The organism is Sorangium sp. So ce128 (genome assembly GCF_051525245.1).
Classification (GTDB): domain Bacteria; phylum Myxococcota_A; class Polyangia; order Polyangiales; family Polyangiaceae; genus Sorangium; species Sorangium cellulosum_B.
The window spans coordinates 9354730-9375999 of sequence record NZ_CP150313.1 but is presented as its reverse complement, the minus strand read 5'-3'; the positions used below and the strand labels follow the sequence as shown (position 1 = coordinate 9375999).

The 21270-nt window shown below is 68.1% G+C and carries 18 protein-coding genes and 2 pseudogenes; 6 read left to right on the top strand and 14 right to left on the bottom strand.

Annotated elements, in window-relative coordinates; genetic code table 11:
• Nucleotides 1-80 precede the first annotated feature (80 nt).
• From WME82_RS35700 to WME82_RS35675, 6 genes and pseudogenes are all read right to left on the bottom strand, one after another.
• The gene (locus tag WME82_RS35700; protein ID WP_438038960.1) at nt 81-1181 is read right to left on the bottom strand and encodes an alpha/beta hydrolase family esterase; all 1101 of its coding nucleotides are present in this window, start codon (nt 1179-1181) and stop codon (nt 81-83) included.
• Between the two features lie 685 nt (nt 1182-1866).
• A complete protein-coding gene (locus WME82_RS35695; RefSeq protein WP_438038959.1) occupies nt 1867-2082 on the bottom strand; it encodes an IS66 family transposase in 216 nt (71 codons plus the stop codon).
• A 137-nt stretch (nt 2083-2219) separates the two neighbouring features.
• A pseudogene (locus WME82_RS35690) lies at nt 2220-2723 on the bottom strand (efflux RND transporter permease subunit); the annotation flags it as partial.
• A 341-nt stretch (nt 2724-3064) separates the two neighbouring features.
• Nucleotides 3065-3484 (bottom strand): outer membrane protein assembly factor BamB family protein, encoded by a 420-nt coding sequence (locus WME82_RS35685; protein WP_437306528.1) that lies wholly within the window; start codon nt 3482-3484, stop codon nt 3065-3067.
• Nucleotides 3485-4005: 521 nt separating this feature from the next.
• Nucleotides 4006-5067: an aldo/keto reductase gene (locus WME82_RS35680; protein ID WP_438038958.1), complete on the bottom strand. Its 1062-nt coding sequence runs from the start codon at nt 5065-5067 to the stop codon at nt 4006-4008.
• A gap of 16 nt (nt 5068-5083) precedes the next feature.
• Nucleotides 5084-5245, bottom strand: a pseudogene (locus WME82_RS35675) (3-beta hydroxysteroid dehydrogenase); the annotation flags it as partial.
• A 115-nt stretch (nt 5246-5360) separates the two neighbouring features.
• On the opposite strand from WME82_RS35675, the gene WME82_RS35670 reads away from it, so the two are divergent.
• Nucleotides 5361-6278, top strand: coding sequence for a LysR family transcriptional regulator (locus WME82_RS35670; RefSeq protein WP_437912576.1), 918 nt, complete (start codon nt 5361-5363; stop codon nt 6276-6278).
• Nucleotides 6279-6358: 80 nt separating this feature from the next.
• Here the strand turns inward: WME82_RS35670 and WME82_RS35665 are convergent, their stop codons facing one another.
• The 3 genes from WME82_RS35665 to WME82_RS35655 form a co-directional block, all read right to left on the bottom strand.
• On the bottom strand, nt 6359-6997 hold the full coding sequence (locus WME82_RS35665; RefSeq protein WP_438038957.1) for a YdeI/OmpD-associated family protein: 639 nt from the start codon (nt 6995-6997) through the stop codon (nt 6359-6361).
• Between the two features lie 176 nt (nt 6998-7173).
• Complete coding sequence (locus WME82_RS35660; RefSeq protein ID WP_438038956.1) at nt 7174-7533, bottom strand: hypothetical protein; 360 nt, start codon at nt 7531-7533, stop codon at nt 7174-7176.
• Between the two features lie 35 nt (nt 7534-7568).
• On the bottom strand, nt 7569-8474 hold the full coding sequence (locus WME82_RS35655) for a LysR substrate-binding domain-containing protein (protein ID WP_438044958.1): 906 nt from the start codon (nt 8472-8474) through the stop codon (nt 7569-7571).
• Nucleotides 8475-8558: 84 nt separating this feature from the next.
• Between WME82_RS35655 and WME82_RS35650 the strand changes: the two genes are divergently transcribed.
• Genes WME82_RS35650 through WME82_RS35640 form a run of 3 tightly spaced genes read left to right on the top strand, consistent with a single transcriptional unit; the run spans nt 8559 to nt 10114 of the window.
• Nucleotides 8559-8960 carry a hypothetical protein gene (locus tag WME82_RS35650; RefSeq protein WP_438038955.1) on the top strand — a complete coding sequence of 134 codons (402 nt, stop codon included), beginning with the start codon at nt 8559-8561 and terminating at the stop codon, nt 8958-8960.
• Nucleotides 8961-9009: 49 nt separating this feature from the next.
• Nucleotides 9010-9465 (top strand): DUF6640 family protein, encoded by a 456-nt coding sequence (locus WME82_RS35645; RefSeq protein WP_438038954.1) that lies wholly within the window; start codon nt 9010-9012, stop codon nt 9463-9465.
• A 16-nt stretch (nt 9466-9481) separates the two neighbouring features.
• Nucleotides 9482-10114 carry a HupE/UreJ family protein gene (locus WME82_RS35640; protein WP_438038953.1) on the top strand — a complete coding sequence of 211 codons (633 nt, stop codon included), beginning with the start codon at nt 9482-9484 and terminating at the stop codon, nt 10112-10114.
• A gap of 142 nt (nt 10115-10256) precedes the next feature.
• Here WME82_RS35640 and WME82_RS35635 read toward each other — a convergent pair whose 3' ends face one another.
• Both WME82_RS35635 and WME82_RS35630 read right to left on the bottom strand, forming a co-directional pair.
• Nucleotides 10257-11021, bottom strand: a complete 765-nt coding sequence (locus WME82_RS35635) for a hypothetical protein (protein ID WP_438038952.1) — start codon at nt 11019-11021, stop codon at nt 10257-10259.
• 520 nt (nt 11022-11541) lie between these two features.
• Nucleotides 11542-12537: a TetR/AcrR family transcriptional regulator gene (locus tag WME82_RS35630; RefSeq protein WP_437740974.1), complete on the bottom strand. Its 996-nt coding sequence runs from the start codon at nt 12535-12537 to the stop codon at nt 11542-11544.
• 62 nt (nt 12538-12599) lie between these two features.
• Between WME82_RS35630 and WME82_RS35625 the strand changes: the two genes are divergently transcribed.
• Nucleotides 12600-14000 (top strand): hypothetical protein, encoded by a 1401-nt coding sequence (locus WME82_RS35625; protein ID WP_438038951.1) that lies wholly within the window; start codon nt 12600-12602, stop codon nt 13998-14000.
• A 104-nt stretch (nt 14001-14104) separates the two neighbouring features.
• On the opposite strand, the gene WME82_RS35620 is transcribed toward WME82_RS35625, so the two are convergent.
• The 3 genes from WME82_RS35620 to WME82_RS35610 all read right to left on the bottom strand — a co-directional run bounded on the left by WME82_RS35620 (nt 14105) and on the right by WME82_RS35610 (nt 17903).
• Nucleotides 14105-15913 carry an FAD-dependent monooxygenase gene (locus tag WME82_RS35620; protein ID WP_438038950.1) on the bottom strand — a complete coding sequence of 603 codons (1809 nt, stop codon included), beginning with the start codon at nt 15911-15913 and terminating at the stop codon, nt 14105-14107.
• Complete coding sequence (locus WME82_RS35615; protein WP_438038949.1) at nt 15910-16362, bottom strand: hypothetical protein; 453 nt, start codon at nt 16360-16362, stop codon at nt 15910-15912. The genes WME82_RS35620 and WME82_RS35615 overlap by 4 nt, the downstream gene beginning before the upstream one ends.
• Before the next feature lie 173 nt (nt 16363-16535).
• Nucleotides 16536-17903 (bottom strand): endo-1,4-beta-xylanase, encoded by a 1368-nt coding sequence (locus WME82_RS35610; RefSeq protein WP_438038948.1) that lies wholly within the window; start codon nt 17901-17903, stop codon nt 16536-16538.
• 214 nt (nt 17904-18117) lie between these two features.
• Here WME82_RS35610 and WME82_RS35605 point away from each other — a divergent pair, with 214 nt between their 5' ends.
• Complete coding sequence (locus WME82_RS35605; RefSeq protein WP_438038947.1) at nt 18118-21261, top strand: hypothetical protein; 3144 nt, start codon at nt 18118-18120, stop codon at nt 21259-21261.
• The last annotated feature ends 9 nt before the right edge of the window (nt 21262-21270 follow it).

Genomic DNA, 21270 nt, shown 5'->3' with positions numbered 1-21270 from the left:
CGCCTGTGGAGCGACGAGGTCGCCTCCTTGAGCGCGGCGCTACGCGCGGGCGAGGGTCCCGTCCGCGGCGAGGACGTCGGTCAGAACTGCTTGAAGAATTTCCACGACTCGATGGGAATCCAGTTCGGATTGCCGTCGATGTTCGTGTGCCCGCCGCCGAAGGTGCACACCCGCGTCGGATGTTCCGGATCGCAATCCTTGAAATCGTAGCAGCTGTACGCGCCGTTTGAAGTCGGGATGTTGTCCGGAATCGTGCAGCCGTTGTCTTCGGCTTTTTCGAGGGCGATGAACTTGGCCCCTCTCTTTTGACCTTCGTTGTTCACCCAGGGGCAAGTCGGGTCGTTCATGCCCGTCGTGTGCATCCAAGCAATGGGCTTCCGCGTCTTTTCAGGCAACCAGATGTTGTAGTTGGCCGGGGCGATGCCCACCGCCGCACGGATTTCCGCCTGATGGTTCGTCGACAGCGAATAGGTGATCATCCCTCCGAAGCTGAAGCCGGTCGCGAACACGCGGGTCGTGTCGTAGCAGACATTTTCATTCATGAACGCCATGATGTCGTCGAACAGCGCGTGGTCCTTCTCTTGCCACGTTGCACCGTCCGAGGAGGGGGCCACGAAAATGGCTTGCTCTCCGTCGGCCTCCATCTGCGGTTTGAGAAAGTAGAAGTCTTGCCCCTCGACGTCTTGCCAGCGGCTGCCGATCCAATGTGAAGTATAGAACAGCCGGTAGGGCTTGTTCATGTCGTAGTTCTTGGGCATATCGACGTAGTACACGCGATTTTGGCCCGAACTTGAGATCGTATACTCCTTGGTCGTCAACGTGGTTGCCTTGCCGCACCCCGCGCTCCGCACAGGCGCGTTCCCCATGGGAATGGCTCCTTCGGGCCAGCCACCCGTGCCAGCACCGCCGCTGCCGGTCGGCTCAGCCCCGCCGCTCCCGCCGCTGTTGTCACCGCCGGTCCCAGCCGCGGTGGTGCTGCTAGAGGTCGCAACGCCGCTGCCGCTCGTGCTACTAACGGAGCCGGTCGTCGTCGCTCCGCTCGCTACGACGCCTCCGCCCCCTCCGCCGCCTCCGCCCCCTCCGTCGTTGTTCGAGTCGGATTCGGCGGGGGCGCACGAAACCGCGACCCAACTCGCAAGGGTGACACAGAAGGCGAGTCGGCTGAACGTTTGATCTTGCATCACAGGTCTCCTACGTACCGGAATCAGGTGAAAAGGAAACTAAACGATTCGAGCGTGTCAAGGGCGACTCGCCACACTCCCCTCAGGTGACAGAACGTTCCTCACGGGATCCGCCTCCCTGGCAAAGTGCCTCCCACCCGGCCCAGACGAGCTCCCGGACGGGGCCGATGTGATGACACCGGTGCGCCCGAGGAGCGTCTTGGCACGGCCCGCCGCAACATAGGTTCCCTCGTTCCCGAGCTTGCCATCCGGTCGCTTCGCCAGCATCGCCGGATTCTTGACGAAATCGTCTCCGGTGGACAGCACCCAGGGTTTCACGACAGCCGTCGAACAAACGAGGGCTGTCGCGTCCTCTATTGGATCGCTCTTGGCAAAACGCCGATCACCATCGATCAGCAATCGCTTCCGCGACGACCGAGCGAACAGGATCGGTGTAAAAATTGACTGAATGGGATCATATTGACGAAGAGCTCGGTGCTCAGGAGGACCCGAACAAACCGAAACAAAGGGGTGGTCCTCGACTGGAATGTGAACGCTCACATTGCCGGTGTCAATTCCAATCGACCGGCCCGCGGGTGTCTTCGGGCCCGAGGGGAGGACATGGCTGGCAGGGCTCCTTCGGAGCGCCGCGTTAAGAGGGGTGGGCGCCGGACCGCGGCCATCGCCGGACTGCCCGACCACAATCCTACTGCCAGCCTGTCATGTTTCCGCGGCCGATGCGGAAACCGTGCCGGTCCGACTCCACGTCTTGTCGGTAGCAGGGCGTGTGGTAGTCGAGCTCGTGGACGAACAGGTGGGCCAAGAGGCTCGGATCGGCAAGGCACCTGTCCATCGGGCGCTCCGGCAGCGAGGCGAGCATCACCGGTCCGCCGCTGCCCGCGATGGGCCAGACGATCTCCATGGGGCCGCCACGCCGGTAACGCCGCCGGTGGAGGGAGGGCGCCGCTATGGCTGCGGCGTGGCCGGGGGCGCCGTGCTGGTGGGCGCGCTTCGCCCTGCGCGCCGCGTCCGGAGCCGCGCGACGCGGCCCTGCACGTCGGTCTGCCCGGCGAAGAGCAGCGCGAAGGCGGCGCCCGCGATCGACAGGGGCAGGATCGTCAGCACCGTGACCGGGTGCAGGAACGAGTTGAGCTGGGACGCGAGGACCATGCAAGCGACCAGGATCCCGAGCACGAGCGCGAAGAGGAGGCCGCCCATCGACGCGCGGAACGTCACGCTCGGGCCGCCGAGCACCAGGCGGTAGCCGGCCGGCAGGTCCCGTCCGAGCGCCTCGACCCGCGCGACCGCCTCGCCCTGCGAGTGCCCCGGCGCGACGTTGCCGAAGATCGAGATCGCGCGCTCGCGATCGCGGCGCGTGATCGCCTGCAGCGCGGGGAGCTCCTCGTAGCTGACCACCGACATGAGCGGCACCAGCGCCCCCGACGCGCTCCTCACCTGGATGCGCGCGAGGTCCTCGGGCCGGCTCCGCTGCTCCGCGAGCAGGGGCGCGCGGACGTCGATGCGGCGCCCGCTGTCGTTGTACTTGGCGACGCGCCCGCCGCCGCCGTCGTCGATGGCCCCGTACAGCGTCTCCACGTTGTCGCGCACGATCTCGTAGAGCGTCGTCTTCTCGGGGCGACGGCTCCTCGCGCGGTGCCTCCGGGACGCGGCCGAGCCGGAGCAGGCGTTCGCGGCCTTCGAGCGTCTGCGGCGGCCGCGCGTCGAGGCGATCGTCCACCAGGCGCGGCGGCACGGCAGCCGCAAGGCGGTCGCCGGTCCGGTGGCCGAGTGGTTCCGCGACCGGGCGCTGCCGCTGTTCCTGCGGCTCGGCGCGGCGGCGCAGGCGCGCGTGCACGCGTACCGGATCGACTGGGAGGCGCGGGCGGTGTAGCGCCGGGGGAGCGTCAGTCCTTGTCGTCCGGCTGCGCCACGTTGTCCGGCACGCCCAGGGCGACCGGGCCCATCCCCTTGCTCTTGAACTGGTTGTGCCAGAGGCTCTTGCCGGTGAGCGAGAAACACTCCACTTCGCCCTGCTTGGCGACGAAGAGCCGGTCTCCCTCCAGGAGGAGCGTGGCGCGGCCCTGCGTGGCGGCCTTCACCTCCCAGAGCAGCTCGCCCGTCGGGTAATGCAGACAGGCGACGCGGCTGAAGCTCGCCGCGTAGATCGCCGCAGGCGTGATCAGGAGCGCTGTGGAAGAGAAACCGACCCCGGCCTGCTTGTACTCCCAGAGCACGCGCCCGGTGGCCGGGTCGACGCCGAAGATCTGATCCCGGAACGCCGCCACCAGCACCGGCGCCGCCGCGATTGTTCGGTATTCGCTCATACGTCCCCTCGCTTCCTGATTGCGCCCAGCGAGCTATCAGCGGGGGGGCGGCGCGGCAAGCTGCGAGCACGTGCGGGGTCGCGAGCCGCGCGCACGGCGAAGATGCGAGCTCGCATGGGCTCCTGGCGGAAAGGTGATGCGGGGAGCGAGCTCATCTCGAGCGGCTCCTCGCTGCGCTCCTCCGGCGCAATGGTAGTCCATCGGAACACCTCGGAGAGCGCGGGGGTGGCTCCGCTCGCGGAGGGCTCGGCGCCGCTCGCGGAAGATCGACAGGTCGCCCGCGTTCGCTCTACTCTCCTCCGCCTCCCGGGCTTCGATGAAAGACACTGCACCGACGCAAGAACCGCTCCACGAATAACCCGCCGGGCTATCGCCCATGGCGGCGCCATGGCGGAGCGGCGGGCCGGGGGGCGGCGGGCCGCGACGCTCGCTGCCGCGGCGGCGGAGGCGCTCGCCGAGCACCCGGTTCGCGCTCTCCCTCTGGACGCGCGAGGTAGCTCAGGGCGGCGGCGCCCGGCCCTTCAGGGCCCTTGGCCGCTCGATGCGCTGCTCGACGGCGCAGGCCGCCTCTGCTGGGAGCGCTCGCTGTCGAGCATCGCCATGTGGGCTTCCGGGTAGCGCGCGCCGACGATTTCGCTCGCGGGCACCGCGGCCTCGAGCGCGGCGACCTCCGATACGTCGAGCGGGACATCGAGGCTCGACAGCGCCTCCACGAGCTGCTGGCGCGTGCGAGCCCCCAGGGTCGGGACGATCGTCACGCCCTGAGCGGCGCCCTTCGCGCGGACCCACGCGATGGCGAGCTGCGCCGGGGACACGCCCTTTTCCGTCGCGAGGCGCGCGAGCGCATCGACGAGGGGCTGGTTCCTCTCGGCGTTGCCCGCGGAGAAGCGGGGCATGTGCGCGCGGTAGTCGCCCTCGCCCGAGGGCTTTGCGCCCGTGAGCAGCCCGCGGGACAGGACGCCGTACGCTGTCATCGCGATCCCGAGCTCGCGCAGGGCCGGGATGATGCTGGTTTCCACGCCGCGGCTCACCAGCGCATATTCGATTTGCAGGTCGCAGATCGGATGCACCTCCGCCGCACGCCGGATCGTCTCCACGCCGACCTCGGACAGGCCGATGTAGCGGACGTACCCCGCCTTCACCATGTCGGCGATGGCGCCCACCGTCTCCTCGATCGGAACACGGGGATCGAGGCGCGCCGGTCTGTAGATGTCGATGTGGTCGACCCCGAGGCGCGACAAGCTGTGCGCCAGGGCGTTCTTCGTCGCGGCCGGACACGCGTCGTGCCCGAGCATCTCGCCGCCCGGCCCGCGGAGCGCTCCGAATTTGACGCTGAGGAGCGCCTTGTCGCGGCGGCCTCGCAGCGCCTTGCCGACGAGGAGCTCGTTCTTCCCCATGCCGTAGAAGTCGCCGGTGTCGAGGACGTTCACGCCGCGCTCGAGCGCCTCGTGGATGGTCGCGATGCTCTCGGCCTCGTCCGCTGCCCCGTACCAGCTCCCAGCCCCCATGCCCATGCACCCGAGGGCGATGGGAAACACCGAAGGACCGCCAGTGCCCAACCTTACTTCGCTCGTCGTGATCATGTGATGCCCTCTCTTTTCAGGTTTCGAAATAACGCCCCTGCTCGAGGTCGGCGATGAGCCCAGGCTGCCGCGGACTCCATCCCAGCCGCTCTCGCCTCCGCGTGCTCGAGGCCGGGTTGTCGAGCGCAAAGAAGCGCGCGAGCCAGGCAAAATGCTCGGCCGCTCGTGACAAAGACACGCATGGTGTGCGTCCCCTTGTAGAAGAGCTGTCCGCCGCGCTGCCGCGGCTCCGGTCGCAGGAGAGATTGGAGTTCCGTCGAGCCTGCTGCACGTGTATCCTCGGAAGCCTGAGCATGACCAAGAGTAGGTCTCGTGGTTTCGACACGCGCTCGCTGGACGGTCTCGGCGTCCTCCGCGCGGTCGTGGAGGCCGGGAGCTTCGTGCGCGCGGGGGAGGCGCTCGGCCTCACGCAATCCGCGGTCAGCCGTGCGATCGCGCGCCTAGAGGACCGCGTCGGCGTACGCCTGTTCCGCCGCACCGCCCGCTCCATCTCGCTGACCGACGAGGGCCTCCGCTACTACGAGTCGGTGGCGCCGCATCTGGCCGCCATCGAGGACGCGACGATCGAGGCGGGGGGCTCCTCGGCCAAGGTTCGCGGCCTCCTGCGCGTGAACGTCGACGGGAGCGCCGGGCAGTTCGTGCTGACACCCCACCTGGGACCGTTCCTCGCGCGCCACCCCGACCTCTCCGTGGAGATCGCCGAGCGCGATCGCATGGGCGATCTGGTCCGCGATGGCTTCGACGTCGCCGTCCGGTTCGGTCACCCGGAGCCGTCGGCATTGAAGTCTCGCCTGCTCCTGCGAACGCGCGTCGTCACCTGCGCATCGCCGGCGTACCTCGCGCGCCACGGGGTGCCACGCCGCCCCAGCGACATCGAGAAGCATCCGTGCGTTCTGATGCGAGATCCGGCAACGGGGAGCCATTTCGCCTGGGAGTTCGTGCGCGGGAAGAAGGTCGTCCCCGTGAACGCCTCTGGACAGCTGAAGGTGAACGGGGTCGCGCTCCTCGTGGCGTGCCTCGCCGGACATGGGATCGCGCAGGTGCTCGAGGTCCACGCGCGCGATCTCCTTGCCGACGGACGGCTCGTTCAAGTGCTGCCGGAGTGGGCCGAGGAGACGTATCCCCTCTACGCGTACCATCATGCCGCACAGCTCATGTCGGCCAAGGTCCGCGCCTTCTTGGAGTTCGTCGTCGCGCTGACGCGCGCCTAGGCAGGCGGGCGGGCCGTGCGCGTCGATGCGACGGGCACCTGCGCCGACGTCTGCAAGGGCAGCTGATCGGCCCGTCTCGCCTACTCTGTCGCGGGCCGGGCCGCCTTTGACGGTCCACCGCGCTCCGGCACGATGGTCTCACCGCGCGCCAGCATCGCCACCAGCGCAGCGATCTTCCTCGCGCGACCCGCGGGCGTCTTCATGTTGTTCGTGCGGAACGCCAGCGCGAACAGGTTCTGGCGCCCCAGCGTCTGGAACGTCTCACGCGCTCGTGGGTCCGCCTCGATCGCGGCGCGGAGGTCGTCGGGGATGGTGGCTTCGGTCGCGCTGCGGATCGGCGCGTACGCCGCATCCCAGCGACCATCGGCCCTGGCCGCGTCCACGTGCCGCTGCCCGTGGGGCGTCATGCGCCCCGCGGCGGTCAATCGGGCGATGTGGTCGCGGTTGATTTGGCTCCAGACGCTCCTCGCCTTGCGCGGCGAGAGCCGCTGCAAGAACGAGGATTCATCCAGGGCTTTTCGAGTCCCGTCGATCCATCCCCAGCAGAGGGCCACGTCGAGCGCTTGCGCGTAGGTCACCGTCGGTACGCCGGAGCCCTTCTTGTAGATCCGGAGCCACAGCTCCGTCTCCCGCGCGTGGCTTGCGGCCAGCCACGCTTCGAACGCGGCCTCGTCAGGGAAGCTCTTGATCTTCTTCTTGTCGGGGACGATCGGCGCCATCCGGTCTGCCTCGCAGCGCGGCCATCCTACAGCGAACCGGCCGAGACGTCAGCGCCCGGATCGTCGAAGGCCGACTCACCCGACCCGCCGCCCTGGTCCCACGGCCGCCGCCGCACCGGGGTACGCCCGAGCTCGGCGCGCGGCACCTCGACATGGCGCCCTTCCCCCCATGGGTTTCAGGGATTGAACGTCGCGACGAAGATGTCGGAGCCGCCGGCGTGGGGGATGGGGGCTTGACTCCAGATGAAGTTGCCATCGCGGTCGAGCTTGGTCACGAAGGCTGCGGTATGATAGGTTGAGAAGGGGGGCAGGCACTGGTTCAACACCCTGGCGCCGCCCGGCGAGTATGTGCCGGCGAGCACGAGGTCGCCGTTGCCGTCGACGGCCATGACGAGCGGGCGGTCGCTGGGCAGGCGCTCGCTCCAGAGCGGCGCGAAGATGCGGGTCAGCAGCAGCGACGCCGACAGCTTCGCCGCCGTCTTGATGGAGGATGCGGCGGCCCATCGCTCGCGGGATATGCTGGATATCGAATCCATTCTGTGCGTGCATGACGACATCGACGAAAGGGAGCTCACGACCGTGAGGTGGCCCGATCCGAGGAGCCGGATGCTAGCTTCACGAAGGCGCGTACAGCGCCGGCGGTCTCGTCAGCGCGGCCGATCAGGAGCAGCTCGGCGAAGACGTTCTTCGGCGCGACGAACGGACGATAGACGATGCGGGGAACCTTCACCTGAATCAGCGGTTTTGGAGCCAGCGCCACGCCCAGGCCTGCGCCGGCCAACGACAGCATGCTCAAGGTGGTGTCGGCGCGGTGGACCCGGCGCGGCTCGCGTCCTATCACGAGAATCAATCTCTTCAGCACCTCGTCACCGGCCTCTTCCGATGGGAACATGATGAGCGGCTCTCCGGCGAGCATCTTCGGCGTCACGCGCCTGTGCGCCGCGAGCGTGTGCTCCTCTGCCATCGCGACCACCAGCGGCCAAGCGCCGATCGGTTGGACGCTCAACCGCGGATCTACCTTGAGAGCGAACGCCGAGCAGTAGCCGACGTCAACCTCGCCGGTCAACACGGCTTCCGCCTGCCTCGAAGGTGGCATCTCGCGCAGCTCGATCTCCGCGGCAGGATGGGCTTTGCGGAACGCTCGCAGGTGGTCCGTCATCTTGCCAGTGAGGATCGCGTTGCCCGCGTAACCGATGCGAACTTTGCCGATGTCGCCGCGCAGCGATTGCTGGACGATCGCCTTGGCCCGCTCCGCCTGCGCGACCGCCCGCTGCGCCTCGACGACCAGCAATGCGCCGGCTTCGGTCAGCTCCACGCGCCGACTCGTCCGCACGAACAGCGCGCCGCCGATCTCGTTTTCGAGCGCCCGGATCTGCATGCTCAGCGCCGGCTGAACGATGTGCAGTCGCCGCGCGGCGCGGCCAAAATGGCGCTCTTCGGCGACGGCCAGGAAATAGCGAAGGTGTCGTAGGTCCACGACATTCGACCGTACCATGGATCAATCAGAAGATCAAATCGATCGATTGGATCAATATATTGTTATTGTGGTGAATGGGCGGCTATGATCTTCGCGATTCACCGCGGAGAGCCCATGAATCATCATGTGCGGAAGGAAAAGCTCGGGCTCACGGCCATGTCGGTCGCATCGATCTCAGGGACGTTGGCTGGCTTTGTCAAGATCGGCAACGCCGACGAGGCCGCTCCGCTCGCGATCCTCGACGAGGCGAAGAACCAGCGGCTCCACGTGGCCGGACACCTGCCGGCCTCGATCAGCGCCGTGGACGCCTCCAATGCCGGATGGCGCGCGGTAGGTTTCGTCAAGACGCAGATCTCATCTGCGTCGACGAGACGACACGGGCCCCGCGGGAGAGCCTGGCGCAGCAATTTATCGATACTGTCCCAGCCAGCGCCGCGGCCACGTTCCACCGTTACCGTGAATCTCAACGCAAGGTGGCCGCGCTGATGAGGGAAGCGGGCTATTTCCAACCAACGAGAGTCAGGAGCCTATCACCATGAACCGAAGTACCCTGGGAAGAGTCGTTCTCACGTTCGTTCTGGCGAGCGGCGCCGTCGTCGCTGTCGGCGTGGACTGGAATAAAACCCACCTGTTCAACCCTGAATGGCATGAGCATGCGCGCTTTCATGACGCCCTCATGCTGCTCATCCTGTGTGGCGTGACGATCGTCGGATTGTGGATGGTGTGGCGGCGGTCCATGGAGCCGCAGGTCGGGTTCAACGTGGCGGCCTGGATCGTCGTCATCATCTGGACGCCCTTCTTCTACATCACGTGGCTCATCCCGGGGACCAGCCTGCTCGCGGGACCCGACGTGCCGCTCCCGGTCGTCGCGGGCGTCCCGCTCTACCCGAACGTGCTCATCGCGGGGACCGAGCTCTTGCTCGCGGCGCTCGCCTACAAGCTCTTCCACAGCGATCCTGCATCGACGGCGGCGCGCGTGGCGAACGCCTGACGAGGAGAGGCGCTTCATGAAATCCACGATCCAGAAGACGATGGGATGGGCTTCATGTCCCGGCGCGCGCGCCCTGCTCGTCGCCACGCTCGTCTCGTGGCCCTCCGTGAGCTGGGCGCACCCGGGCGGCGCCGATGCGGGATTTCTGAAGGGCCTCTTCCATCCGGTGTTCGGCGCGGACCACCTGCGCGCGATGGTGAGCGTCGGTGTCGTCAGCTCGCAGCTCGGCGGAAAGCACCTCCTCCGGATCCCCGCCACGTTCGTCGCCGCGATGCTGGTCGGCGGCCTCCTGGGAATGGCGCAATGGCCCATGCCCCTGGGCGAGCTTTGCATCGCGGCGTCGGTCGCGGCGCTCGGTCTCGGCATCGTCACCACGACCCGTGGGTCCTCACCGCTCCTGCTCTCCGGATGCGTGGCGATGTTCGGTGTCTTTCACGGACATGCCCACGGCCTGGAGATGCCTCATGCGGTCAGCCCGGCGCTGTATGCCATGGGCTTTCTGCTGAGCACGACCGTGCTTCACCTCTGCGGTCTCGTCCTCGGCGAGCTCGCCGCCGGTCGAGAGTCCCTGTCGCGGGGGCTGCGCTATGCCGGCGCCGCCGTGATGGGGACGGGGATGGTCCTTCTGGTGCGCGGGGCCGGCATCTGACTGGAAGCGGCTCGCCGCGACGGATGCGGCTTCAGCGGGGATGGCCGCGATTGGAGCCACGTGGCCGACGCCAACAGCTGCCTGTTCATGCAGGGCGGGGCCCACGACGAGGCGCACGATCGGGTGGTGGTCAAGATTTCGATCATGACCGCAACGTAAAGAACGTGTTTCCAGCCAACGTGCGAAATCTCGCGAATCTGGGCCCTGGACTTCCAGTCCCCGCGGCTCTCCACCCGAACAAGCCTGTTGAGCTTGGGTCCCGGATGGCGACCCGCAACCGAGCCACATCGATGGCATTTTGTATGAAATTTCGAAAATCCGGCTGCGCTCGATCATTGTCATTGTTCGCGATATTGACCATCTGCTGCAGCCGACGACGAACCCCCTGATCGTAGTTCGGACAATCGGAAAACCCATCAAATTGATCGGCGGCGCGAATGATGTCGATCAGATTTCTCGCCCCGCGTGCCCCGAATTGAGAAGGATCGTTCGCCAGTCGATTCTCCAGAGCCCGTTGCATCCACCCCATGCTCTCGAACGTGTCTGCTGCCAGGTAGTCCGCGTGGGAAGGACCGCGGGCCTCCAACATCAACAGTCTGGCGACAGCTCCAGGTTCAGTAGCGGGATCCGGCAACTCTATCGCAGCGTCAACCACAACGCTTAGTGTCGCCTGGATTCCGGACCGTGTCGCCGCAGTCACCGTTACGGCGCCACTGCCTGATGTCGTGGCATGCGCGCTGAGGTAAAACGAAAAATTGCCAACGGCGCGTACGCGAGGTATACCCTCGACGCTAACCACATCAGGATCACTGCTCGTTATTCTGGGAAAACCATCCGAGCGTGGAACATCGGCGAGCTCGATGCCGGCCGAAGAGTTCCCTTCGGTGCTCGATATGTGAATGGTCACAGCCGTAACATCTGTTCCATGTCGCCGAAAACGCATAGTTCACCTTCATATGGCGCGAGGCCCAGATCGACGCTTTACTCCTGCATCACTCTCCAGACCTGTGCAAGGCCAGGGTCTCTCCCAGCGACTCGCAATCCCGCGGCAGCGAGTCAGCCCACTTCTTCGTTACGAGATAACTGCTGCCTCTCAAAGCAGCATCTCCCTGCGGCGCTGCGATCGCGCCTCTCCGGGGAGACGTCGCCGGCTTCGCAGCCTCATGTTCCCGACCGAGTTCGACGTCTCCCCAGTGTTCCCCGCCGCCATCCAACGCCCCCTGTCGCGAACGGATACGCGAGCCTATCGTAGGACAGCGGCAGGGGGAAGGCAGGAGCTCCGACGGGCTCGATGCTGGCGGATCATTGGAAACGTCGCGCGCCTCGACCGCCGGCTGCTCCACCGCTGCTGGTGGGCGCCGGCCTGGATGCTGGCGGCGCGCTGAGGGGACGGCCACGCTCCGGCGGCTGGCGCACAGGGGCGGCGATCACCGCCCGTCGGACGCGTTGCGCGCCCGGTAAGCGCGCTGCTGGCACGCCCGCGAGCAGTAAGCCCGCGGCCGCCCCGTGGCAGGCTGGGCGATCTCGCGGCCGCACTGCGCGCACGTCGGCCCCTCGTCACGCCGGGGGGCGTCGCCGGGAGTTTCATCACCCACGCGCGCCGGGGGTCGTGACGTTTCGGGACTTTCGTCACACTGACCGGAGCGCGACCGGACGAGCGCCTCGATGCCGTCGAGCACGCGCTGGAGGCCGAACAGGAACACGTCCTCCGTGAACGGGTGGTCGTCGAACGCGCCCGAGCGCATCAGCTTCGCCATCGTCGGGTGGCGCCCCGGGTCGAAGAGCTTGTCCCAGAAGTACGCGCGCTCGGACCACCACTGCTCGTCGGTGACGCCGGTCTCCTGCTCGGCCTCGACCGCGTCCACCGAGAGCCTCGCCGCGCCTCGGACGTACCCGTCGACGAGGTGGACGGCGGCGAGCACCTCGCGGGCGGTGAGGCCGATCCCGCAGACCGCGCGGAGCTCCGCGTCGTACGCCGCCATCCCGTTCGGCCCCATCACGGGGCGCACCGGCGTCACGTGCAAGAACCACGGGTGGCGGTGGTAGAGCGCCCAGTCGGCGTGCGCCGCCGCCTCGAGCTTGGCCCGCCATCCCCCGGGGACGCTGTCCACGAGGGGCAGCTCCCCCGCCACGGTGTCCAGCATGAGATCCAGGAGCTCGGCCTTGCCCGGCACGTACCGGTACAGCGACATCGTGGTGAACCCGAGCTTCCCGGCGACCCGCTGCATCGACAGCGCCGAGAGCCCCTCGCCGTCGGCGAGCTCGATCGCGGCCCGCACGATCTGATCGAGGCTCAGGCCGGGCCTGGGCCCCCGGCTCGGCCGCTTCCTGACCCCCCAGAGGAGCTTGAGGCTGCGCACGGCGTCGCCGCCCCCGCTGTACTCCGTCGCAGTTTTTCGCCGTCTCTTTGGTTTGACAGCCATCCTTCAACTGCGTATACCACACACAGTACCGTGTACGACGTAAACAGTTGATGGAGGTCCGCTTGAAGCAGCACGACGAGAGGCCATCGAGGCGAACGACGCGAACGACGCGAACGACGACCCTGCTCCTCCACGCGCGCGGCCTCGCGGCCTCCGTGCCGCTCCTCGCGCTTTCCCTCGGATGCGCGGCGCAGGAGGCGGAGACGGCGCAGGAGCCGACGTTCTGGCAGGACGTCGCGCCGATAACGGCGACCAAGTGCACCGCGTGTCACCAGGAGGGCGGGCTCGCGCCCTTCCGCCTCGACGACTACGTCTCGGCGAAGGCGCGCGCCGGCGCGATCGACGACGCGGTGCGGGGCGGCCATATGCCCCCTTTCCTTGTGAAGCACGACGGCTCGTGCGGCGACTTCAAGGACGACGAGACGCTCACCGCCGAGGAGCTCGACGTCATCCATCGCTGGGCGACCGGGGCGCGCGCCGAGGGCGATCGCGCGGGCGCGCCGCCCACCCCGCCCGTGCCCACGCTCGAGGGCGGGGTCGACTACATGACGCCGCCGATCACCCCCGTGGTCGACCCCGCCGATCCCCTCGCGGCCCACGACGAGTGGAGGTGCTTCCCCGTGGACCCGAGCCTCGACGCGGACCGCTTCATCACCGGATATCAGGTGACGCCCGGGGTCCGGTCCATCGTTCATCACGTCACGGTCTATCGGGTGACCCCCTCGGAGGCGTCGCTGGTGGAGGGCAAGACGAACCAGGACGTGATGACGGAGCTCGACGATGCCTCGCCGGACCGGCCCGGCTGGGAGTGCTTCGGCGGACCGGCCGACGAGTTGCCGTTCCAGCCGCTGTTCGCCTGGGCGCCCGGGCAGGATGTGGTCGAGTTCCCCGGCGGCACCGGGGCGCCGGTCTCCGCGAAGGACGTCTTCGTCGTCCAGGTGCATTACAACATCCATGACCACGCGGGCGCCTCCGCCGAGGACTCGACGCGCCTCCGGCTCCGCTACGAGGACACCGTGGAGCGGCGCGCGGTGTTCGTCGGGGACGACGGCTTCATGACGACCCTCTTCGAGCCGGACGGCCCGGACACGCTGCCGCCCGGCCAGCAGGACGCCGCCTATACATGGCGCAGGACGCGGGCGGAGCTCGCGCTCGACCCGGGGCTGCCGCCGATCGAGGTGCTCGGCGTGATGCCGCACATGCACGAGCGCGGGCGCACCTTCGAACTGCGCGTGGGGTCGGGGACGCAGGAGAGCTGCATCGCGCGCGTGAACGACTGGGACGTCCACTGGCAGGGCGTCTATTGGTATCACACGCCGCCGCTGCTCGACCCGAGCTCCTCGCTCGAGGTGACATGCACCTTCGACACGCGCGACGCCGAGGCCCCGGTGCTGCCGGGGTGGGGCACGCAGAACGAGATGTGCAACCTGAACCTCCTGGTCGCGCTGCCGATGACGCCGTGACGCCGCGACCGCCCCCAATTCATTCCTTTCTGCGGCTTTGCGGCTTTGCGGCTTTGCGTTGAAACCTCTCTCCGGATCCCTGGCAGGACTCCTGGTGGGCGGAGCTAGACCCCGTAAACTTGCTCCACGATCGACGCGATCAGCTCCACGGATAGCGTCACGCCGCGCTGCTGGCGCCACGCGACATGCCCGTCCGGCCGGATCAGGAGCGCGCCGTCCTGCTCGATCTGCGAGAGCGCGTGCACCGCGGCCTGGTGACAGGCAGGGATGTCGGCCGAGCCGAGCCTGAACAGCCGGACGCCGTCGCGCGCCTCGACATCCTCCAGCGCTTCGATGTCCGCGGGCAGCGCCTCGACGGCCGCGCCGAGCAGCAGGATCGAAGCGCCGTAGTCGATCATGGAGCGGCTGCCGCGCTGTCTCCTGTTGCCGTCCAGCCAGAAATGGGGGAATCGCGCGCCCGGCCGCGTCGACGGGATGTACGAGGACACCCGGTCATCGACCTCCGGCGGCCTCGTGCCGTCGCCGAGGAGCGCGCCCTCTTCATACGTGTAGCCGAGGTCGAGCCCGATCCGGTCGAAATGGGACCTCTGCTGCGCGATGGCCGCGAGGACGCGCTCTCGCACCGAAGGATCGCGGTGGTACCGCGAGAGGATGCTCTCGCCGTAGTGCTGGACCTGCCGCTCGGTCCAGGCGCGGAGCGGGGCAGGCAGCGCGCGCATCGTGGAGCTCGCCAGCTTCTCGTTGACCCACTGAGCTTCCTCGACCTCGATCCCGAAGGCCTCCGCGACCTCGCTCATCCTCTCGAAGTTGAGCCGGCTCTCGTCGCAGTTCGTCTCGATGACCGGGCGGCGCTCGGCCTCGTAGCTGTCCAGCAGGCCGGGCGCGGCCCGCCGCTCCATCACCATGGCGAGCTTCCAGGCCAGGTTGTGCGCGTCGCCGATGCCGGAGTTCATGCCGAGCCCGCCCGTGGGCGGGAAGCGATGGGCGGCGTCGCCGACAAGGAAGACGCGCCCGCTGCGGAAGCGCTCCGCCACCTGCGCTGTCATGCGCCAGTGGCTCATCGAGGTGATCTCGATATCGACGTCGTCCCGCCCGAGCGCCGCCTTGATCTTCTTCTGCATCACCTCGGGCGTGTACTCCTCGATCTTCTCGTGCGGCGTCGCCACGGGGAGGTGAAAGACCCAGCGCTTCTCGACGTGGTGGGCGATGAACACGCTGCCCGGCGCCTTGGGGGAGAAGATGAAGTAGAGCTTGCCCCGGGTGCGGACCACGCGGCGCAGATCCGCCTGAAAATAGGCGTTGACGACGTCGAGCAGCTTGTCCGGGCCCTTCATCTCGATCCCGAGGGCCTTTCGGCTCCGGCTCCCGGCGCCGTCGGAGCAGATGACGTACTGGCTCCGGACCGCGAAGGTCTCACCCGTCGTCCTGCTGGTGATCCGGCTCGTGACGCCCTCCGCGTCCTGCTCGAAGGACTCCCACTGGTGGTGATGGAGCGCCTGGATCCGCGGCGACGCCGAGACGCGCTCGCGGAGGAGCTTCTCCAGCTCGACCTGCGAGATGTTGAGGTAGGGCAGGGGCGCCTCGAGGTGCTCTCTGTACTTGCGCCCGACGCCGTTGGCTCGCAGATCGATGCAGCCGAACTCCTCGCCGATCGTGCCGCAGAACAGGATCTTGGCGGCGTCCTCCTCCGGTGACGCCTCCGCGGACAGCTCGCCATGACCGAGCCCCAGCTCGTGGAGGATCTCGATCGAGCGCGCAGAGAGCTCGTGGGCCTTGGGGTGATTCTCCAGGCCCGGCCGGCGCTCGATGAGCACGCAGTCGACGCCGCGCCTGGCGAGGCACAGCGCGCTCACCATCCCCGAGGGGCCAGCGCCGATGATGAGGACGGGAGCAGAGACGGTGCGATGGCTCATGTGGCGGCCCCTTTCCTGTGACACAGGGAGACGCCGGCGAAGAGCAGGGCTGCAGACGTGCCCAGGTGCAGCATGTTCGGCGGGAGGAAGCCGAGCAGGACCCGGCCACCGGCGTCGAATTCGGCGCCGGCGGCGCTCGTGAAAGCGGCGGCCAGGATGAACCCGCCGATATGGAGGGCACCCAGGAAGGCGCCTGTCCGGACACGCTCCACGGTGCGCGGCGTGGCCGTCCAGAAGAGGTAGATGGAAGCGAGCGCGCCGAGGGCGCCGGCGCCGATCTGCCAGAGCAGGTGGAACCTCGCGTGTCCGGGCCAGTCGGGGTTCCGGAGGTGATGCGGATCGAGGATGTCGATCAGCCCGGTCAACAGGCCGTAAGCGACGGCCGAAAGGATGCAGAGGGCCTTGCCCACGGCCCACGCCGTGGAGGATGGCGCGCGTTCGGAGCTCATGGCAGAGGGATAAAGCACGGGAATCACGTGCACAATGGCCGTGAGTGGCCATGGGGTGGCCGGAAACGGCCACGCCCGTGGGAGGCGGGAGGCTCAGGTCATCGCCCGCTGTGCGGGCGCGCTTCGGCGAGCGCGAGCCGGGCCACGCCGGCTCGTCTGGCCATCATGACCCATCAGAAGCCCACCACGGCGTCGTAGGCGGGCTTGGGGTTGTGGTTGACGTCGAAGAGCAGGGGGAAGTCCTTGCGCCCCGAGCTGAACTCCGACAGCCAGGTGTTGTCGTCCGCGATGCCCCAGAAGGTGACGCCCGTGATCACGGACTTGTGTTTCCGGAACAGCTCGAAGAACTCCCGGTAGCGCGCGGCCTGCTTGGCCTTCAGCGCGTCGGTGAAGGTCGCGGTCGTGTAGAACGTGCTCTGGTTGTACGTCACGCCGGGGATGTACAGCGAGATGTCGAGCTCCGTGACCTGCACATCCAGGCCGAGCGATGAATAGAGCTCGATCGCCTTTCCCATGTTGGCCACGTTCTGGTGAACCGCCTGGTTCGTGGTCACCGTGGAGGGCTCGATGTTGAGGTGGGCCTGCAGCCCGACGCCGTGGACCGGCACGCCCTGATCGAGCAGGCCCTTGAGCATGTTGTAGATGCCCTGCTGCTTCGCGGGGATGTAGTTGTAGAAGTCGTTGTAGTACAGCTTGGCGTCTGGATCGGCCTCGTGCGCGGCCTTGAAGGCCTCCGCGATGTAGCTCTCGCCGAGGATCTCGTGCCAGCGGCTCCTCTGGCCATCGGCCAGGTTGCCCGTGCGGTACGAGCCGTCCTCCATCATGGCCTCGTTCACGACGTCCCACGCGTAGACCTTGCCCCGGAAGTGGCGCACGACGTTGCTGATGTGGTTTTTCATGCGTGTCAGCAAGGTCTGCCTCGACACGGTGCCGCCCGAGCCGTTCGAGAACAGCCATGCCGGGTTCTGGCTGTGCCAGACCAGGGCGTGCCCGCGGACCTTCATCTTGTTCGTGACCGCGAAGTTCACGATGCGATCCGCCGCGTCGTAGGTGAAGCTGTTCTCGTTCCTCTGCAGCGACTCGAACTTCATCTCGTTCTCGGCGGTGATGCTGTTGAAGTGCGTCTTCAGCAGCGTGGCGTGCGTCATGTACGACTGCGAATCCACCGCTGCCCCGATCGGGAAGAGGCTCGCGTACTTCTCCGCGAGGTTCTTGGGGGGGCCTTCATCGGGCATGCCGCCCGTGCCCTCGCCGCCTGTCCCCGCGCCGCCCGTGCCTCCGGAGCTAGCGCTGTCCGTGCCGCCGCCTCCACCCTCGTTCGTCTCACCCCCACCGGCCGACGTGCTGCCGCTGCCTCCAGCGTCGCTGCCGCCCGCGCCGCCCCCGGCGCTCGCCGATGTTCCGCTCGTTTGAGCCGTGCTCGCGGCGCTGCTGGTGGTGGTGGCGCCCGTGGCCGCATCATCGTCCGGAGCCGACGTGGACGAGGTGCAGGACCAGAGCAGGCAGCTGAGCAAACCAATCGAAATCAAATTCTTGCGCATCGGTGCGATCCCTCGGACACGCACCCTACCCGATACGTGCCGGCGACAGCGAGTCAGGGCGTCCAGCACCGTTTGTTAAGTAATGCTACTTACAAAGTGTCTCGGTGTAGGTGTTCTTTTCTCCTTCCGCACGCGGGTGAACCCGGACGGGATCCAGCTTTCTCGTGAATGTCCTGTCGAGCTGGCGCAACAGAGCGAGCTGGGTGGAGGATGCATGTGCGCGAAGGATGTGTCGCGGGGGCGGTGTCGATCGGTCCGCGGGGCGCGACGGCTGACAAGGACAGCTGTCCTGCTGGCCATCACCGCGCCCGCGCTGGCCTGCGACGTCGGTGAGCAGGGCGGCTCCAGCACCGGAGCGGGATCATCTCCGGCTGCCAGCGAGGCGAGCGCAGGGGGAGCGGGCGGCGCTGGCGGCACCGGCGGCGCTGGCGGCACCGGCGGCGCTGGCGGAACAGGCGGTGTCGGGGGAACAGGCGGCGCCGGCGGTCTGCTGTTCTGCACGCCAGGCAGCGAGCGGGCCTGCTACGCCGGACCGAAGGGAACCGAAGGCGTCGGCCTCTGCCGTGCGGGCACGCAGCAGTGCAATGCCGCGGGGGACGCTCATGGTCCCTGCGTCGGCGAGGTCCTTCCGACAGAGGAGCAGTGCGAAACGGCGTCCGATGAGGACTGCGATGGAGTCGCGTCGGCGTGCCCGCCCGCGGGAGGCCATCTCTGGAGCAAGCGCTTCGGCGGCGCCCACGCGCAGGTCGCCGCCGACGTCGCCATCGATCCGGACGGCGGCATGATCGTCACCGGCCACTTCGCGGGAGCCATGGATCGCAACGGCTGGCGCTCGATGTACAGCGCTGGCGGCGATGATGCCTTCGTGGTGAAGTTCGTGCGCGACAGCGACGATCCCGAATGGGAGTACATACCCCTCTGGTCCCGGCGGTTTGGCGGCCCCGGCGGACAGCGGGCGCGCGCCGTCACCGTGGACGCCGCCCGGAACGTCGTCGTGGTCGGCGTGTTCCAGGGAACCGTGGATCTCGGCGGCGCCCCGCTCACGAGCGCCGGCGGCGACGATATCTTCGTCGTCAAGCTCGACGCCGACGGCCAACACGTCTGGAGCCGGCGCTTCGGCGACGCCGCAGATCAGCGCGGCGAGGCGATCGCGGCGGACAGCGAAGGAAGTATCCTCGTGACCGGCCGGTTCCAGGGGACGGTGGACCTTGGCAGCGGCCCGCTCGTGAGCGCCGGCGGCGACGACGTGTTCGTCGCCAAGCTCGATCCTGACGGCAATGCCGTCTGGAGCCAGCGGTTCGGCGACGCCGCGGACCAGCGCGGCGAGGCGATCGCGGTGGACAGCGCGGACGACGTCATCGTGGCCGGCGATCTGCAGGGGCAGGCGGAGTTCGGGGGCGGCCCCCTCGTGAGCGCGGGCGGCGATGACGTGTTCGTGGCCAGGCTCGATGCCCATGGCGAGCACCTCTGGAGCAAGCGCTTCGGCGATGCCCAGGACCAGCATGTCGGGGACCTCGACGCGCGCGAGACGGGCGAGGTGCTGCTGATAGGCGACCTGCAGGGACAGGCGGATTTCGGCGGGGGGCCGCTGGTGAGCGCGGGAGGCCGCGACGTCTTCGTGGCCTGGCTGAGCGTGACCGGGGACCACCTCCACAGCGCGCGCTTCGGAGACGAGGCCGATCAGCGCGGCAAGGCCATCGCCCCTGCAGAGGGGGACGTGTCCCTGCTCGCGGGCGAGTTCCAGGGCCAGATCGATCTCGGCGGGGGGCCGCTCACGAGCGCCGGCGGTGACGACCTCTTCTACGCCGCGCTCGACGGGAGCGGCGCGCCTCTCTGGAGCCGCCGCGCAGGCGACGCCCAGGACCAGCGCGCAGCGGGGCTCGCCTGGAAGGTCACCGAACAAGGTCCGCGGGGGATGCTCGCGGGCCGCTACGATGGTCAGTTCCAGCCAGGCGATCTCATCGAGTGCCGCGATCACAACTTCCCCGGCTGCTCCCCCGGCTGGGATGACAGCTTCGTGGTGGAGTTCGCGCCATCGACCGGCGGGGATGCGTCGCAGTGCCACCTCGGCGAAGGGAGGCAGGACAACGGCGTACAGCACTCCATCCTGGAGGTGGCAGCGGACGGCGACGGCAACGCGGTGTTCCTGGGCGCGCTCGGCGGCGCCGTGGATCTCGGCGGCGGAGAGCTCGCGCCGGGGGGCCCCGCGATCTTCCTGGGAAAGCTCTCTCCGGCCGGCGAGCATCTATGGAGCAGGGCCTTCGACGTGGGCTCGCCGCTCTCGCCAACCCCGATCCGGCGCATGGTCGTGGACAGCGCTGGCAACATCGTCGTCCTCGTGGGCGCCGAGGCATCGCTCGACCTCGACCTCGGCGGCGGGCCGGTCGGCCGCGGCATCCCGGCGATCGCCATGGCGAAATACGACCCGTCCGGCGCCCACCTCTGGAGCAAGCGCTTGAGCACCGGCAGCGTCAAGTCGCTCGATGCGCTGGCGGTCGACGGCGCGGGGAACATCTTCCTGTCCGGCAGCTCCGACACGGGCATCGATTTCGGCGGCGGCCGCGTCCCTCCGAGGAACACGGTCGGCCACTATGCGTTCCTCGTGAAGCTCTCTCCGGGCGGCGAGCACCTCTGGAGCAGAGGCTTCGTGGGGACGGACTACATGCACCCGTGGAGCGCGACCGCTGATGGGGCCGGCAACGTGATCGTGGTGGGCGCGCTGCGGGGGAGCGCCGATTTCGGCGGTGGGCCGCTGTCGAAGGCCACGCGGCGCTCGGACGACGTCTTGATCGTGAAGTACGACGCGCTCGGCAATCACCTGTGGAGCAAGAACTTCGGCGACGACGCGTGGCAGTCCGGCCGGGCCGTCGCGGTGGACGCGGACGACAACCTCTTCGTGATGGGCAAGTTCGGGTCGACCCTGGATCTCGGCGGCGGGCCGCTGTCGAGCTTGCCAGAGGCCAACGAGTCCTTCCTGGCGAAGCTCGATCCGCTCGGCAACCACCTCTGGAGCAAAGGTCTCGGGCTGCACGTGTGGGTATCGAGCATCGCGAGCGACGGGGCGAACGTGCTGCTCGGCGGCAGCTTCTATGGGTCGGGCGAGCTCGCCGGGAGCCCCTTCTCCACCGGGAGCCAGAGCGACTACGACGCCCTCGCGGCCAGATTGAGCGGCGCGGGCGACCTGCTGTCGGTCGTACAGCTCGCCGGTCCCGACGTCCAGCTGGGCTTGTCGATCGCCGCGGACAGCGCGGGTCACGTGTTCGTCGCTGGCAGCACGGTGGGGGAGGTCGACCTCGGCGGGGGAGCGCTCGCCGCGGACGGCACGGAAGACGCTTTCCTCGTGAAGCTGGCGCCGTAGGTCGAGCGA